We start from the raw sequence: 15,141 nt of genomic DNA on the forward strand, positions 1-15,141 counted from the left end.
GGCTGCGCGGGTGCCGGCCACCCCGCCCGGGCCTGCGCCAGCCGTGGTGGTGCGGCCGCCGCCACCCGCGCAGCCCGCACCGGCACCGGCGCGTGCCGAGCCCGCGCCACGTGGCAACCGCGACGACGACCGCGACGAGCGGCGCCGCACGCCCGACCAACCGGGCCGCGGTCGGCCCGACCGGCAGATGGTGCAGTAGGGGCCGCTCGATCCCACCAGGCTCCGTTAGGCCGGGGCAGGCCGGACCGCGCGTGCACCCTGCGCGGCAGGGGGTGCGCAGGCAGGCTCAGCGCAGCCAGGGCTTCATCACGGGCCAGACATTGCCCAGCATCGCCGGGTGGGCCTCGGCGGTGGGATGGATGCGGTCGGGCTGGAACAGCCGCTCGGCCTGCGGACCGTCGGCCACGCCGGCCAGCAGGAATGGCACCAGCGCCGCACCCTCGGCCTTGGCCACCTCGGCGAACAGGGCGGCGAAGTCCTGCCCGTAGCGTGCCCCGTAGTTGGGGGGCACCTGCATGCCCACGAGCATGACCTTGGCGCCGGTGGCCTTGGCCGCGCGCGCCATGGCCACCAGGTTGTCGCGCGTCATTGCCAGCGGCAGCCCGCGCAGCGCATCGTTGCCGCCGAGTTCGATCACCACGTGGCTGGGCTTGTGCTGCTGCAGCAGTGCCGGCAGGCGCGAGCGCCCGCCCGAGGTGGTGTCGCCGCTGATGCTGGCGTTGACCACCGTGGCGGCGATGCGCTCCTGCGCAAGGCGGCGCTCGAGCAGCGCCACCCAGCCGCTGCCACGGGCCAGCCCATACTCGGCCGACAGGCTGTCGCCGACCACCACGACGACCCGCGGGGCTGCCGCGGCGGCCCCGGCCGGCCGAAGGCCCGTGCACAAGGCCATTGCGGCCACGCTACAGTGCAGCAGCGCCAGACGTCGCGACCGCCGTCGCCCCCCACCCGCATCCATGACCGATCCCATCATTGCCGTCGAACACGTGACCCGCCAGGTGGTCGATTCCACCGGCACACTGACCATTCTCCACGACATCGATTTCTCGCTGCGGCCACGGGAATCCACGGCCATCGTCGGTGCCTCGGGATCGGGCAAGAGCACGCTGCTGGCCACGATGGCCGGGCTGGACCTGCCCACCACCGGCACCGTGCGGCTCGACGGCATCGACCTGTTCGCGCTCGACGAGGACGCCCGCGCGGCGGTGCGGGCAACGCGCCTGGGCTTCGTGTTCCAGAGCTTCCAGTTGCTGGGCCACCTCACCGCGCTCGAGAACGTGATGCTGCCGCTCGAACTGCTCGGCCGGTCGGAGGCCCGCGCGCGCGCCGGCGAGATGCTGCGCCGCGTGGGGCTGGCCGAGCGCCTGAACCACTACCCGCGCACCTTGTCGGGCGGCGAGCAGCAGCGCGTGGCGCTGGCACGCGCCTTCGTCGTCGAGCCGGCCGTGTTGCTGGCGGACGAGCCCACCGGCAGCCTGGATTTCGCCACCGGCGAGCGGGTGATGGCGCTGATGTTCGACATGAACCGCGAATCGGGCACGACGCTGGTGCTGGTGACGCACGACGAGCGCATCGCCGCGCGCTGCGACCGCCAACTGCACATCGAGGCCGGGCGCCTGGTGACGCCGGTGCCGGCATGACGGCACGGTGGCCGCGCCGGCAGGTGCTGGCCGTGGCGATGCTGGCGGTCCCGGCCGTGGTGCGGGCGCAGCCGGCGCCTGCCGCGCCGCACCTGCCTCGGTCGCGGCCTGCCCCTGGCGGCATCGTGCTGTTGCCGCTCGGCCCTTCGCCCGCGCGGCCGAGCGTGCGCAGCGAAGGGGACGTGCCGGTGCTCGTGCTGGGGTCGGCCGACGGCTGGACGGCCGTCGTGGGCATTCCACTGTCGGCCACACCCGGCGAGGGCCGCGTGATGGTGCACGGCGGCGCAGCGACCGATGCAGACGGTCCGCGGGCGATCGCCTACCGCATCGGCCCACATGCCTACGCCGAACAGCGCCTGACCGTGGCGCCCGGCCACGTGGACCTGTCGCCACGCGACCAGGCCCGCCACCAGCGCGAGCGCGCGCACCTGGCGCAGGTGATGGCCACGTTCTCGGAGCCGCTGCCCGATCGGATGAGCTTTCGGCCGCCTGTGCCGGGCCGGCGCTCTGGTTCGTTCGGCCTGCGCCGGGTGTTCAACGGCCAGCCGCGATCGCCGCACAGCGGCATGGACATCGCCGCCGCCACGGGCACGGCGGTGGTGGCGCCTGCGCCGGGGCGGGTCATCGACACCGGTGACTACTTCTTCAACGGCAAGACCGTCTGGATCGACCATGGCGGCGGCTGGCTGTCGATGGTGTGCCACCTCAGCGAGATCGACGCCACCGTCGGGGCGATGGTGGTCGCCGGCGATCGGGTGGGGGCGGTCGGCGCCACCGGACGAGCCACCGGGCCTCACCTGCACTGGTCGGTGAGCCTGAACCGGGTGATGGTCGATCCGGCCCTGATGCTGGCCGACTCGCGCTGAGCGCGCCGCGGCGTTGCAGCATCGGACGCCACAACGACAAAGGGCGCCATGAGGCGCCCTTTATCTAGGTGGCAGGCCCTGAGCGGGCCCCGTGCGCTTATTGCGCGAACTTGAAGTCGGTCTTGGCGCCCTTGCGCAGGTCGTCCTGGAACTTCTGCAGCTTCATCTGTTCCTGGCGCTGCTTGATCTGGCCCTTGACGGCGTCGAACTCCGGGAACTGCGCCTGGCGGGTGTCCTCGAGGCGGATGATGTGCCAGCCGAACTGGCTCTTCACCGGCGTCTCGGTCATCTCGCCCTTCTTGAGCGCGGTCATGGCCTTGCCGAATTCGGGCACGTAGCTCTCGGGCTTGGCGAAGTCGAGGTCGCCGCCGTTCTGGCCGGAACCCGGGTCCTTGGACTTGGCCTTGGCCAGGTCTTCGAACTTGGCGCCGCCCTTGATCTGGGCGATCAGGGCCTTGGCATCTTCCTCGCCTTCGACCAGGATGTGGCGGGCACGGTACTCGGTGCCGGTGGCCTGCGCCTTGAACTTCTCGTACTCGGTCTTGGCTTCGGCGTCGCCGACGGGGTTCTTCTTCTTGTAGTCCTCGAACAGCTCGCGGATCAGGATGCTCTGGCGGGCCAGTTCCATCTGCGCCTTGTAGTCGGCGGTGTTGGCGATGCCGCGCTTCTCGGCTTCCTGGGCGAAGATCTCGCGCAGCACCACCTGTTCGCGGGCCTGGCCTTCCATCTCGGGGGTCATCTGCTGGCCCGAACGCTGGGCCTGCTGCAGCAGGATTTCGACGCGTGCCTTCGGCACGGCCTTGCCGTTGACGACGGCGATGTTCTGGGCCGAGGCGGCCAGCGGCAGCAGCAGGGCCGTGACGGCGACGGCGATGGCCGCGCGAGCGGAGAGGTTCTTGCGGATCATGGCGGATGGGTCTTTCGGCGGGGGTTCCGGCGCTATGGCGGGAAGAAGATGGAACGCGGTCGAAGCGCTGCAGGTCCGAAGGCGCAAGGTTCAGCGTTCGCCCGGAGCACGGGCCTCGATGGCCAGCGCATGGATGCCCTGAGGGATCACAAGGCGAAGAGAATCATACACGAGGCGATGTCGGCCCAAGCGAGACAAACCGTCGCACTGTCTGCTCACCAGACGCACGCGCCAGTGCGATCCTTCGCCCGCGCCGGCGTGTCCCGCATGCTGGTGGCTTTCATCGATGACCTCGAGCGATTCGAAGGGCTCCAGCGCCTCGCGCAAGGCCTGGTCGATCTGTGCGGCGGTGACGGCCATGGTGCTGCGTGCCTCGTTCACTGCGGGCCCGGGGAGGGCGGGGCTTTCGGGTCGGCCTCGTCCGGCAGGTAGCGGCTGAGGTAGAAGCCCTGGGCGATGGTGAAGACCAGCATCAGGCCGATGCCACCGAAGAGCTTGAAATTGACCCAGGTGGCGGTGGGAAAGCTGTAGGCCACCCACAGGTTCAGCAGGCCCATCATGCCGAAGAAGGCGATCCAGGCGAAGTTCAGCCGGCGCCAGATGCCGTCGGGCAATTGCATCTGCTCGCCCAGCAGCACCCGCAGCAGGTTGCGGCCGAAGAAGGCCTGGCTGATCCACAGCGACAGGCCCATCGCCCAATACAGGACGCTGGGCTTCCACTTGATGAAGGTCTCGCTGTGGAACCAGATGGTCAGGCCGCCCAGCACCACCACCAGCACCAGGCTGACCCAGAGCATCATGTCGATCTTGCGCCCACGCAGCTTCAGCCAGGCCACCTGGGCCAGCGTGGCAATGATGACGACCACCGTGGCCAGCAACACCGGCGCTTCATCGGCACCCACCCGACCGCCGGCGACGATGAAGCCGAGGTGGCTGGTGGCAAAGTCGGCGGCCCAATCCTTGTGGCCTTCGGCGTACTTGAACGTGCCGAAGAACAGGATGATGGGCAGGAAATCGAGCAACAGTTTCATGCGGGGCGCAGTGTAGCCGGGTGGGCGGTGGCCGCACCGCCGGATCGCGGGGGGCGCCTGGGTGCGGGACGGCCGGTCAGGGCTTCGCCACGAAATCGATCGCGGCCGAGTTGATGCAGTAGCGCTCGCCGGTGGGCTCGGGGCCGTCGTCGAAGACGTGACCCAGGTGCGTGCCGCAGGCCGCGCAGCGCACCTCGATGCGCACCATGCCGTGGGTGGCGTCGACCACGCGCTCGATGCGTCCGGGCTCGATCTCCTTCCACCAGCTGGGCCAGCCGCAGCCGGCGTCGAACTTGGCTTCGGCCTCGAACAGCACCTGGCCGCAGCCGATGCACCGGTAGGCACCGTCGGCCCAGTGGTCCCAGTAGCGGCCGGTGAAGGCGCGCTCGGTGGCGGCCTTGCGGGCCACCTGGTACTGCATCGGGTCGAGCTGGGCGCGCCATTCGGCGTCGGACTTGCGCACCGGGTAGCGCGGATCGTCGTGCTCGTGCGGCGCGTCGGGCTTCTTGAAGGGGTTCATGGCGGGCGAAATCCGGGCCGTTGGCTTGCGATGGGCCGAGTGTAGTGAGCGCCCGGCCGGGCATCGGGTGGCGGGCACAAGCCCCGACGGCAGGCGTGCCTTCACGGTGCCGCGGCCTGTCCCGGGAGCGACAGGCGCGTCGGGGTAGAACCTGAAGTGGCGAGCCTGCCATTCCGCTATCGTCAGCGACTCTTGTCCTTCACCCGGTAGGAGTGACCATGAACAGCCTGACGACGTCGTATCGACTGCCGCTTGCGGCGGCCATGTTGTGGTGTGCCATGGGGGCACAGGCGCAGATCAAGATCGCCTACGTCGACCCGCTGTCCGGCGGCGGGGCCACCATCGGCGAGCACGGGCTCAAGCAGTTGCAGTTCCTCGTGGAAACCATCAACGCCAAGGGCGGGGTCATCGGCGGCCAGAAGCTCGAGGCCGTGGCCTACGACAACAAGGGCAGCCCGCAAGAGAGCCTGGTGCAGGTGCAGAAGGCCATCGATGCCGGCGTGCGCTTCATCACCCAGGGCAACGGCTCGGGTGCGGCCACCGCGATCTCGGAGTTCGTCAACAAGTACAACGAGCGCAACCCCGGCAAGGAGGTGCTGTACTTCAACTATGCCGCGGTGGACCCGGCGCTGACCAACGAGAAGTGCAGCTACTGGCATTTCCGCTGGGACGCCAATTCCGACATCAAGATGGCCGCGCTGACCAACTTCATGAAGGACCAGAAGGACATCAAGAAGGTCTACATCATCGGCCAGGACTATTCGTTCGGTCAGTCGGTGCGCACCGCGGCGGTGGCCATGCTCAAGCAGAAGCGGCCCGACATCCAGGTGGTGGGCGACGAGTTGCACCCGCTGCTGAAGATCACCGACTTTGCGCCCTACATCGCCAAGATCAAGGCCGCCGGTGCCGACTCGGTGATCACCGGCAACTGGGGCAACGACATGTCGCTGCTGCTGAAGGCCGCGGCCGACGCCGGGCTGAAGGTCAACTGGTACACCTACTACGCCGGCGGCGCCGGTGGCCCCACGGCCATCAAGCAGACCGGGCTCGACCACCGCGTGTTCCAGATCAGCGAATGGCACACCAACGTGCCGGCGCCCGAGATGGAGGCCTTTGCCGACGCCTTCCTGAAGAAGTACGGCGGCGCCAACCAGCAGGGCTGGTGGTACCTGCGCATGAAGAACCAGATGGAGATGTTCGCCAATGCGCTGAACCAGGCCAAGTCGGCCGAGCCCAAGAAGGTGGCCGCCGCGCTGGCCGACATGAAGTTCAAGAACTCGCTGGGCGCCGACACCTTCATGCGGCCCACCGACCACTCGCTGTTCCAGGACATGTACATCTCGTCCTTCGGTTCGGGCACCAAGCACGACGAAGAGAAGACCGGCTGGGGCTGGAAGACGGTGGGCGTGATCAAGGCGCAGGACACGGTGATCCCCACCTCCTGCAAGATGAACATCCCCAGCTGACCCTGGCCGGCCTCCCCACCCGCGCCCGGCCCCATGGCTGAGCTGATCATCTTCTCCACGCTCAACGGCCTGCTGTACGGCATGCTGTTGTTCCTGCTGGCCAGCGGCCTGACGCTGATCTTCAGCATGATGGGCGTGCTGAATTTCGCCCATGCCAGCTTCTACATGCTGGGCGCGTACTTCGGCTACCAGATCAGCCGCTACGTGGGCTACTGGCCGGGCCTGCTGCTGGCGCCGCTGATCGTCGGCGCCATCGGCGCGGTGATCGAGCGCTACGGCCTGCGCACCGTGCACAAGCACGGGCACGTGGCCGAACTGCTGTTCACCTTCGGCCTGGCCTTCATCGTCGAAGAACTGGTGCAGATGATCTGGGGCAAGGTGCCGGTGGACTACCGCGTGCCCGAGGCGTTGAACTTCTCGGCCTTCACGCTGTTCTCGACCACCTACCCGGCCTTCCGCATGTTCATGCTGCTGATGTCGGTGGCGGTGTTCGTGGGCCTGCTGCTGCTGCTCACGCGCACCCGCGTCGGCCTGATCATCCGCGCGGCGCTCACGCACCCCAACATGGTGGGTGCGCTGGGCCACAACGTGCCGCTGGTGTTCATGCTGGTGTTCGGCGTGGGCTGCGGCCTGGCCGCGCTGGCTGGGGTGATCGCCGGCCCGGCGCTGGTCACCCAGCCGGCGATGGCCGCGTCGCTGGGGCCCATCCTGTTCGTGGTGGTGGTGGTGGGTGGCCTGGGCTCGTTGCCGGGTGCCTTCATCGCGTCGCTGCTGATCGGGCTGATCCAGACCTTCGCGGTGGCGCTCAACGTGTCGGTGGCCGATGTGCTGAAGCCGCTGGGCCTGACGCTGACGCGCGACTCCTTCGGCGGCGACCTGTGGATGGCCACCGTGGCGCAGGTGGCGCCGATCATCCCGTACATGCTGCTGGTGCTGGTGCTGATCTTCCGGCCCAAGGGCCTGATGGGGGATCGGGACACATGAGCACGTCGCCCGGCCGTCCGAAGACGTGCTCGCTCCCGCCTGGCGGGACGGCGCGAAGCGCAAGGGTGCCCTGATGAGCGTTGTGTCGACCGGGCGCGGGCACCTGATCCCCTGGGCCGTGGCCGCCGCCGTGGTGGTGGTGCTGCCCTTCGTCTTCAGCAGCGGCTCGGCCATCACGATGATGAGCCTGATGGGCTTCGGCATCCTGTTCGCGCTGTCGTACAACATGCTGCTGGGGCAGACCGGCATGCTGTCCTTCGGCCATGCGGTGTACTACGGCCTGGGCGGCTTCATGACCGCGCATGCGCTCAACGTCATCGCGGCCGGCAAGTGGCCGATCCCGCTGCCGGTGGTGCCGCTGGTGGGCGGGCTCGCGGGTCTGTTCTTCGCCTTCATCTTCGGCTGGGTGTCCACCAAGCGGGCCGGCACGGCTTTCTCGATGATCTCGTTGGGCATCGGCGAACTGGTGGCCGCCTGCTCGCTGATCCTGCGCGGCTTTTTCGGCGGCGAGGGCGGCGTGTCCACCAGCCGCACGTCCACGCTGCGCCTGTTCGACATCAGCTTCGGCCCGCAGGTGCAGGTGTACTACCTCATCGCGGCCTGGTGCCTGCTGTGCACCGCGGCCATGTACGCCTTCACGCGCACGCCGCTGGGCCGCATGTGCAACGCCGTGCGCGACAACCCCGAGCGCGCCGAGTTCGTCGGCTACAGCACGCAGGTGGTGCGCTTCATCGTGTTCTGCGTCTCGGGCTTCTTCGCCGGCGTGGCCGGTGGCCTGGCGGCCATCCACTACGAGATCGTCACCGCCAGCGTGGTGGGTGCGGTGCCCTCGGGCTTCGTGCTGCTGATGACCTACATCGGCGGCATCGCCTTCTTCATCGGGCCCATCATCGGCGCGGTGCTGATGACGGCGCTGCAGATCTCGCTGTCCGACTACACCGGGGCGTGGCAGCTGTATGTCGGCCTGATGTTCGTGGTGATGGTGATGTACGCGCCCTGGGGCCTGGCCGGGCTGCTGCTGATGCACCAGCCGCTGGTGGCTGGCGGCACGATGGGCCGCGTGCTGCCGGCCTATGCCAAGGTGGCCGTGCCCAGCCTGATGCTGGCCGCCGGGGTGGTGCTGCTGATCGAGACCTCGCACCACTTGCTCGTGAAGGCGGCCGAGGGCCCGGCCATGCGCATGTTCGGCATCGACTACGCGGCCAACTCGGCGGGGGTGTGGGTGGCGATCCCCGTGTTGATTGTCCTGGGCGGGCTGGGGCTCAAGCGCCTGGCGCCCGGCGCCTCGGCAGCGTTCCATGCCGCGTCGCTCGAAGCACGTTCGCGGAGGCCGGCATGAGCGGCTCGGGCCTCCAGCTGATCGACGTCCACAAGAGCTTCGGCGTCACGCCCATCATCCGTGGCGTCAACCTCGACGTGAAGCGCGGCGAGCGCCACGCCATCATCGGCCCCAACGGCGCCGGCAAGTCGACCCTGTTCCACCTGATCAGCGGGCGCTTCCCGGTCACCTCGGGCCAGGTGCTGCTGAAGGGCGAGGACATCACCGGCCTGCCACCCTACATGATCAACCGGCGCGGCCTGTCGCGCAGCTTCCAGGTCACCAACATCTTTCCGCGGCTCAGCGTGTTCGAGAACATCCGCTGTGGCGTGCTGTGGTCGCTGGGCTACCGCTACGCGTTCTGGCGGCTGGTCGAGCGCGCGCGCGACGCCCGCGAGCGCACCGAGAGCATCCTCGAGCAGATCAACCTGAAGTCGCGGCGCGACGTGCCGGCCGGCGTGCTGTCGTATGCCGAGCAGCGCGCGCTGGAGATCGGCATCACCATCGCCAGCGGCGCCGACGTGATCATGCTCGACGAGCCCACCGCCGGCATGAGCCGCTCGGAAACCGAGCATGCCGTCGGCCTGATCCGCCGCGTCAGCGAGGGCAAGACCCTGGTCATCGTGGAGCACGACATGAGCGTGGTGTTTGACCTGGCCGACCGCATCTCGGTGCTGGTGTACGGCCAGGTGATCGCCACCGACACGCCCGAGCGCATCCGCGGCAACGCGGCGGTGCAGGAGGCCTACCTGGGCTCGGCCACGGCGGAGGCCGACCATGCTTGAGGTCAAGGACCTGCACGCCTACTACGGCAAGAGCCACATCCTGCAGGGCGTCGATTTCCACGTCGGAGAAGGCGAGATCGTCTCGCTGCTGGGCCGCAACGGGGTGGGGCGCTCGACCACCATCAAGGCCATCATGGGCGAGGTCGACCGCCGCGGCTCGGTGCGCTTCAAGGGCCGCGAGCTGATCGGCCTGAAGACGCACCAGATCGCCCACGCCGGCCTGGGCTACGTGCCCGAGAACCGCGACATCTTTCCGCAGCTCACTGTGCGCGACAACCTCACGCTGGGCATCAAGTCGGGCAAGGGGGCAGGGCGCTGGAGCATGGAGGACATGTTCGCGCTTTTCCCGCGGCTGAAGGAGCGCATCGACACGCCGGGCGGCGTGCTGTCGGGCGGCGAGCAGCAGATGCTCACCATGTGCCGCACGCTGATGGGCGACCCCGACCTGATGATGATCGACGAGCCCACAGAGGGCCTGGCGCCCAAGATGGTGGAACTGGTGGCCGACCTGCTGGAGCGCATCGCCAGCCGCGGCGTGTCGATCCTGCTGGTGGAGCAGAAGCTCACCATCGCGCTGCGCATCAGCAAGCGCCTGTACGTGATGGGCCACGGCCACATCGTGTTCGAGGGCACCGCCGAAGACCTGAAGACCAACGCCGACGTCCGCAAGGAGTGGCTCGAGGTGTGATCACGGCCGCCGGGAGGCGGCCACCCGCACGCCGGAAACCCGGATGTTCGGCGGGGGATCGTCGGGCGCAAGATCCGCGTTCTGTCACGGCTGGGACACCGGCCCTTTCGTGTCGATGTCTAGAATCGAACGACCGTGCTTTTTTCTGAACCGACCCGATGGAGAGCCTCCCGATGAGTGCTGCATACGAAGTCCGCGACGGCGTCGCCGTCATCACGATGAACAACCCACCGGTCAACGGCCTGGGCTACGACACGCGTGTCGGCATCGCCCAGGGGCTGGAGCGCGCGCAGGCCGATGCGGCGGTGCAGGCCATCGTGATCACCGGCGCCGGCAAGGCCTTCTCGGGCGGCGCCGACATCAAGGAGTTCACCTCGGTCAAGTCGACGATGGAGCCCAACCTGCTGACGCTGATCCGCCAGTTGGAGGCCTGCACCAAGCCGGTGGTGGCTGCGGTGCACTCGGTGTGCATGGGCGGCGGGCTCGAACTGGCGTTGGGCTGCCACTACCGCGTGGCCGCGCCCGGCTGCGCCGTGGCGTTGCCCGAGGTGAAGATCGGTCTGATCCCCGGCGCCGGCGGCACGCAGCGGCTGCCGCGCGTGCTGGGCGTGGAGACCGCACTCAACATGATCGCCACCGGTGAGCCGGTGAAGAGCGAGCTGCTGGCCGCGCAGCCGGGCCAGAAGCTGTTCGACCGCATGGCCGAAGGCAACGTGGTGGACGCCGCCGTGGCGCTGGCGCGCGAGGTGGCCGCGGTGCGGCCGCTGCCGCTGGTGCGCCACCTGAAGGTCACTCACCCGAACCCGGACGGCTACATCCAGTTCGCGCGCAACACCGTCAAGGCGATGTCGAAGAACTTCCCGGCGCCGCAGCGCTGCGTCGATGCGGTGGAACTGTCGCTGAAGGAGAAGTTCGACGTCGCGATGGTCAAGGAACTCGAGATCTTCAAGGGCCTGATGCTCACGCCCGAGTGCAAGGCGCTGCGCCATGCCTTCTTCGCCGAGCGCGCGGCCAGCAAGATCCCCGACGTGCCCGAGGGCACGCCGGTGCGCACCATTGCCAAGGTGGGCGTCATCGGCGCCGGCACCATGGGCGGCGGCATCTCGATGAACTTCCTCAACGCCGGCGTGCCGGTGACCATGCTCGAGATGAAGCAGGACGCGCTCGACCGCGGCGTGGCCACCATCCGCAAGAACTACGAGAGCCAGGTCAAGCGTGGCAAGCTCAAGGCCGACAAGTTCGAGCAGCGCATGGCCCTGCTGAGCACCACGCTGGCCTACGACGACCTGAAGGACGCCGACCTGATCATCGAGGCTGTGTTCGAGGAGATGGGCGTCAAGGAAACCGTGTTCCGCACGCTCGACGAGGTGGCCAAGCCCGGCGCGATCCTGGCCTCCAACACCTCCACGCTGGACGTCAACCGCATCGCGTCGTTCACGAAGCGCCCGCAGGACGTGGTCGGCATGCACTTCTTCAGCCCGGCCAATGTGATGAAGCTGCTGGAGGTGGTGCGCGGCGAGAAGACCGCCAAGGACGTGCTGGCCACGGTGATGGCGGTGGCCAAGAAGATCCGCAAGACCGCGGTGGTGTCGGGCGTGTGCGACGGCTTCATCGGCAACCGCATGATCGAGCAGTACAGCCGCCAGGCCGGTTTCCTGCTGGACGAAGGCTGCACGCCGCAGCAGGTGGACAAGGCCATCGAGAAGTTCGGCTTCGCGATGGGCCCGTTCCGCATGGGCGACCTGGCCGGCAACGACATCGGCTGGGCCATCCGCAAGCGCCGCGCGGTCGAGTATCCGGACATGAAGTACAGCAAGACCGCCGACCTGCTGTGCGAGAAGGGCCGCTACGGCCAGAAGACGCAGGCCGGCTGGTACGACTACAAGCCGGGCAAGCGCGACGCCATCCCCAACGCCGAGGTCGAGCAGATGATCGCCGACCACCGCGCGTCGATCGGCATCGCGCCGCGCAAGATCAGCGACGACGAGATCGTGCACCGGCTGGTGTACTCGCTGGTCAACGAGGCGGCGCACATCCTCGAAGAGGGCATCGCCAACAAGGCCAGCGACATCGACATGGTCTACCTCACCGGCTACGGCTTCCCGCTGCACCGCGGCGGGCCGATCTGCTACGCCGACACGGTGGGCCTGTACAACGTCGTGCAGGCGATGAAGGGCTTTGCCGCCAATCCGCACGACGACCAGGCCTTCTGGCAGCCCGCGCCCTTGCTGGCCCGGCTGGCCGCCGAAGGCAAGACCTTCAGCTGAGCCGCCTGCGCTGACGCCACGCGCCACCGAACCCACCGAATCGAAGGAACTCCCATGACCCAGGCCGTCATCGTCTCCACCGCCCGCACGCCGCTCTGCAAGAGCTGGAAGGGCGCCTTCAACATGACCCATGGCGCCACGCTCGGCGGCCATGCCATCCAGCATGCGGTGCAGCGCGCCGGCATCGACCCCGCGGCCGTCGAAGACGTGCTGATGGGCTGCGCCAACCCCGAAGGCGCCACCGGCTGGAACATCGCGCGCCAGGCCGCGCTGTCGGCCGGGCTGCCCATCACCGTGAGCGGCGTCACGATCAACCGCTTCTGCTCCAGCGGCCTGCAGACCATCGCGATGGCGGCCCAGCGCATCATCGCCGGCGAAGGCGACGTGTACGTGGCCGGCGGCGTCGAGAGCATCTCGTGCGTGCAGCAGGAGATGAACCTGCACATGTTCCAGGACCCGGGCCTGCTGAAGACCAAGCCCGAGATCTACTGGCCCATGCTGCAGACCGCCGAGACGGTGGCCAAGCGCTACAACATGTCCAAGGAGCGCATGGACCGCTTCGGCGCCGAGAGCCAGCAGAAGGCCTGCGCGGCGCAGGAGGCCGGCAGGTTTACCGACGAGATCGCGCCGATCACCGTGACGGCTGGCGTGGCCGACGCGGTGATGGGCCTGCGCAGCAAGCAGGTCACCGTCAGCGCCGACGAAGGCCTGCGCCCCGGCACCACCTACGAAGGCATCAAGGACATCCGCACCGCGGTACCGGGCGGCGTGGTCACCGGCGGCAATGCCAGCCAGTTCAGCGATGGCGCGGGGGCCTGCGTGGTGGTCAGCGACACCTACGCGCAGCAGAAGGGCTTGAAGCCGCTGGGCCGCTTCCTCGGCTTTGCCGTGGCCGGCTGCGAGCCCGACGAGATGGGCATCGGCCCGGTCTTCGCGGTGCCCAAGGTGCTGGCCCGACTGGGCCTGACGGTCGGCGACATCGACCTGTGGGAACTGAACGAGGCCTTCGCGGTGCAGGTGTTGTACTGCGTGGACAAGCTCGGCATCCCGATGGAGCGGCTCAACGTCAACGGCGGCGCCATCGCGGTGGGCCACCCCTATGGCATGAGCGGCCAACGCCTCACCGGCCACGCGCTGATCGAAGGCAAGCGGCGCGGCGCCAAGCGGGTGTGCATCACCATGTGCATCGGTGGTGGCATGGGCGCGGCGGGCGTGTTCGAGGTGCTGTGAGGTGACCGGGATGCTGCGCACGCCGGACGAGCGCTTCGCGGCGCTGCCGGGCTACGGCTTCGCGCCGCATTACCTGGATGACCTGGTGGGTGCCGACGGCGCGCGCATGCATTACCTCGACGAGGGTCCGCGCGATGCCGCAGCCACCGTGCTCGCGCTGCACGGCAACCCGAGCTGGAGCTACCTGTACCGTCACATGATCCCGGTGTTCACGGCGGCGGGGCTGCGCGTGGTGGCACCCGACCTCATCGGCTTCGGCCGCTCGGACAAGCCGGCCGATGAGTCCTGGCACAGCTTCGAGCGGCACCGCGGCCTGTTGCGCGCGTTCGTCGAGCGCCTGGACCTTCACGATGTGATGCTGGTCTGCCAGGACTGGGGTGGCATCTTCGGCCTGACGCTGCCCATGGCCATGCCCGAACGTTTCAGCCGGCTGCTGGTGATGAACACGACCCTGGCGACCGGCAGCGTCACCGAAGGGTTCCGGCAATGGCGCGCCTATTCCAACGGTCTGCCCGACCTGCCGGTGGGCAAGTTGCTGGCGCGCGGCAAACCCGACATGACGGCCGCCGAGGCAGCGGGTTATGACGCACCCTTCCCGGATGTGACCTACAAGGCCGCGCTGCGGGCCTTTCCGAACCTGGTGCCCGACGGCGCCGACGCCCCCGGCGCCGCCATCGGCCGTGAGGCCGTCGAGTTCTGGCGCGATCGATGGACCGGCCAGAGCGTCATGGCCGTCGGCCTGAAGGACCCGGTGCTGGGTGGCGAGCCGATGCGCGCGCTGCAGCGGGGCATTCGAGGCTGCCCGGCGCCGATCGAGGTGGCCGAGGGCGGCCACTTCCTGCCCGAATGGGGCGGCCCGATCGCGTCGGCGGCGCTGTCTGCGTTCGGCCTGTCGCGCTGAGCCGCCCGCGCGTTCGCCGGCGGCGAGGCCCTCCTTCTCTCATTCATCCCCACCCACGACCATGACCCCGGAACAGCAAGCCGAATTCCTGGCCCTCGGCCGCGAGGTGCTGGGCCAGCAGCCGTTCTCGGTGTTGCTGGGCGCCGAACTGCAATCGCTGCGGCCGGGCCACTGCGAACTGGCCGTGCCACTGCGCGATGACCTGCGCCAACACCATGGCTTCGCGCACGGCGGCGTGGTCAGCTACCTGGCCGACAACGCGCTCACCTACGCGGGCGGCACCGCGATGCGCGTGCCGGTGGTGACCTCGGAGTTCAAGATCAACTACCTGCGCCCGGCCACGGGAGATCGGCTCGTCGCCCGCGCCGAGGCGGTGCACGTCAGCCGGTCGCAGGCGGTGTGCCGCTGCGAGGTGTTCGCGGTGAGCGACGGCGTCGAGAAGCTCTGCGCGCTGGCCCAGGGCACCATCGTCAAGCTGGGCGAGGCACCCCCGGCCACACCCACGGCCGCATCGACGGCGGCGGGCTGAAGGAGCGCC

Annotated in this window: 17 protein-coding genes; 12 read left to right on the forward strand and 5 right to left on the reverse strand. The window is 68.7% G+C overall.

The window, feature by feature from the left end; translation table 11 throughout:
- On the forward strand, positions 1-199 hold a 199-nt coding region (locus tag EOINJALH_RS32835; protein ID WP_234413921.1), incomplete at its 5' end, for a hypothetical protein.
- Between the two features lie 87 nt (positions 200-286).
- Here the strand turns inward: EOINJALH_RS32835 and EOINJALH_RS18570 are convergent.
- Complete coding sequence (locus EOINJALH_RS18570) at positions 287-892, reverse strand: arylesterase (RefSeq protein WP_088282794.1); 606 nt, start codon at positions 890-892, stop codon at positions 287-289.
- Between the two features lie 64 nt (positions 893-956).
- Here EOINJALH_RS18570 and EOINJALH_RS18575 point away from each other — a divergent pair, with 64 nt between their 5' ends.
- Both EOINJALH_RS18575 and EOINJALH_RS18580 read left to right on the forward strand, forming a co-directional pair.
- Positions 957-1,640, forward strand: a complete 684-nt coding sequence (locus EOINJALH_RS18575; protein WP_088282796.1) for an ABC transporter ATP-binding protein — start codon at positions 957-959, stop codon at positions 1,638-1,640.
- On the forward strand, positions 1,637-2,506 hold the full coding sequence (locus tag EOINJALH_RS18580; protein ID WP_088282798.1) for a peptidoglycan DD-metalloendopeptidase family protein: 870 nt from the start codon (positions 1,637-1,639) through the stop codon (positions 2,504-2,506). Before EOINJALH_RS18575 ends, EOINJALH_RS18580 begins: the two co-directional genes overlap by 4 nt.
- A gap of 97 nt (positions 2,507-2,603) precedes the next feature.
- Here EOINJALH_RS18580 and EOINJALH_RS18585 read toward each other — a convergent pair whose 3' ends face one another.
- The 4 genes from EOINJALH_RS18585 to msrB form a co-directional block, all read right to left on the reverse strand.
- Positions 2,604-3,410: a peptidylprolyl isomerase gene (locus EOINJALH_RS18585; protein ID WP_404872777.1), complete on the reverse strand. Its 807-nt coding sequence runs from the start codon at positions 3,408-3,410 to the stop codon at positions 2,604-2,606.
- 93 nt (positions 3,411-3,503) lie between these two features.
- Positions 3,504-3,773, reverse strand: coding sequence for a BolA family transcriptional regulator (locus tag EOINJALH_RS18590; RefSeq protein ID WP_088282969.1), 270 nt, complete (start codon positions 3,771-3,773; stop codon positions 3,504-3,506).
- A gap of 17 nt (positions 3,774-3,790) precedes the next feature.
- Entirely contained in the window at positions 3,791-4,444 is a 654-nt protein-coding gene (locus EOINJALH_RS18595; RefSeq protein WP_088282802.1) for a septation protein A, read from the reverse strand.
- A 76-nt stretch (positions 4,445-4,520) separates the two neighbouring features.
- Positions 4,521-4,964 carry a peptide-methionine (R)-S-oxide reductase MsrB gene (msrB, locus tag EOINJALH_RS18600; protein ID WP_088282804.1) on the reverse strand — a complete coding sequence of 148 codons (444 nt, stop codon included), beginning with the start codon at positions 4,962-4,964 and terminating at the stop codon, positions 4,521-4,523.
- Positions 4,965-5,182: 218 nt separating this feature from the next.
- Between msrB and EOINJALH_RS18605 the strand changes: the two genes are divergently transcribed.
- The 9 genes from EOINJALH_RS18605 (at position 5,183) to EOINJALH_RS18645 (ending at position 15,132) form a co-directional block, all read left to right on the forward strand.
- Complete coding sequence (locus EOINJALH_RS18605) at positions 5,183-6,430, forward strand: branched-chain amino acid ABC transporter substrate-binding protein (protein WP_088282806.1); 1,248 nt, start codon at positions 5,183-5,185, stop codon at positions 6,428-6,430.
- A gap of 33 nt (positions 6,431-6,463) precedes the next feature.
- A complete protein-coding gene (locus EOINJALH_RS18610; RefSeq protein ID WP_088282808.1) occupies positions 6,464-7,414 on the forward strand; it encodes a branched-chain amino acid ABC transporter permease in 951 nt (316 codons plus the stop codon).
- 73 nt (positions 7,415-7,487) lie between these two features.
- Positions 7,488-8,753: a branched-chain amino acid ABC transporter permease gene (locus tag EOINJALH_RS18615; RefSeq protein WP_088282971.1), complete on the forward strand. Its 1,266-nt coding sequence runs from the start codon at positions 7,488-7,490 to the stop codon at positions 8,751-8,753.
- A complete protein-coding gene (locus EOINJALH_RS18620; protein WP_088282810.1) occupies positions 8,750-9,517 on the forward strand; it encodes an ABC transporter ATP-binding protein in 768 nt (255 codons plus the stop codon). The genes EOINJALH_RS18615 and EOINJALH_RS18620 overlap by 4 nt, the downstream gene beginning before the upstream one ends.
- A complete protein-coding gene (locus EOINJALH_RS18625) occupies positions 9,510-10,205 on the forward strand; it encodes an ABC transporter ATP-binding protein (RefSeq protein WP_088282812.1) in 696 nt (231 codons plus the stop codon). Before EOINJALH_RS18620 ends, EOINJALH_RS18625 begins: the two co-directional genes overlap by 8 nt.
- Before the next feature lie 173 nt (positions 10,206-10,378).
- On the forward strand, positions 10,379-12,472 hold the full coding sequence (locus EOINJALH_RS18630; protein ID WP_088282973.1) for a 3-hydroxyacyl-CoA dehydrogenase NAD-binding domain-containing protein: 2,094 nt from the start codon (positions 10,379-10,381) through the stop codon (positions 12,470-12,472).
- A gap of 54 nt (positions 12,473-12,526) precedes the next feature.
- A complete protein-coding gene (locus tag EOINJALH_RS18635) occupies positions 12,527-13,702 on the forward strand; it encodes an acetyl-CoA C-acyltransferase (RefSeq protein WP_088282814.1) in 1,176 nt (391 codons plus the stop codon).
- 10 nt (positions 13,703-13,712) lie between these two features.
- Positions 13,713-14,603: a haloalkane dehalogenase gene (locus tag EOINJALH_RS18640; RefSeq protein ID WP_088282816.1), complete on the forward strand. Its 891-nt coding sequence runs from the start codon at positions 13,713-13,715 to the stop codon at positions 14,601-14,603.
- Positions 14,604-14,664: 61 nt separating this feature from the next.
- Positions 14,665-15,132, forward strand: coding sequence for a PaaI family thioesterase (locus EOINJALH_RS18645; RefSeq protein ID WP_088282818.1), 468 nt, complete (start codon positions 14,665-14,667; stop codon positions 15,130-15,132).
- Positions 15,133-15,141 lie beyond the last annotated feature (9 nt).

Source organism: Ideonella sp. A 288 (assembly GCF_002198735.1).
In the GTDB taxonomy this organism is placed as follows: domain Bacteria; phylum Pseudomonadota; class Gammaproteobacteria; order Burkholderiales; family Burkholderiaceae_C; genus Pseudaquabacterium.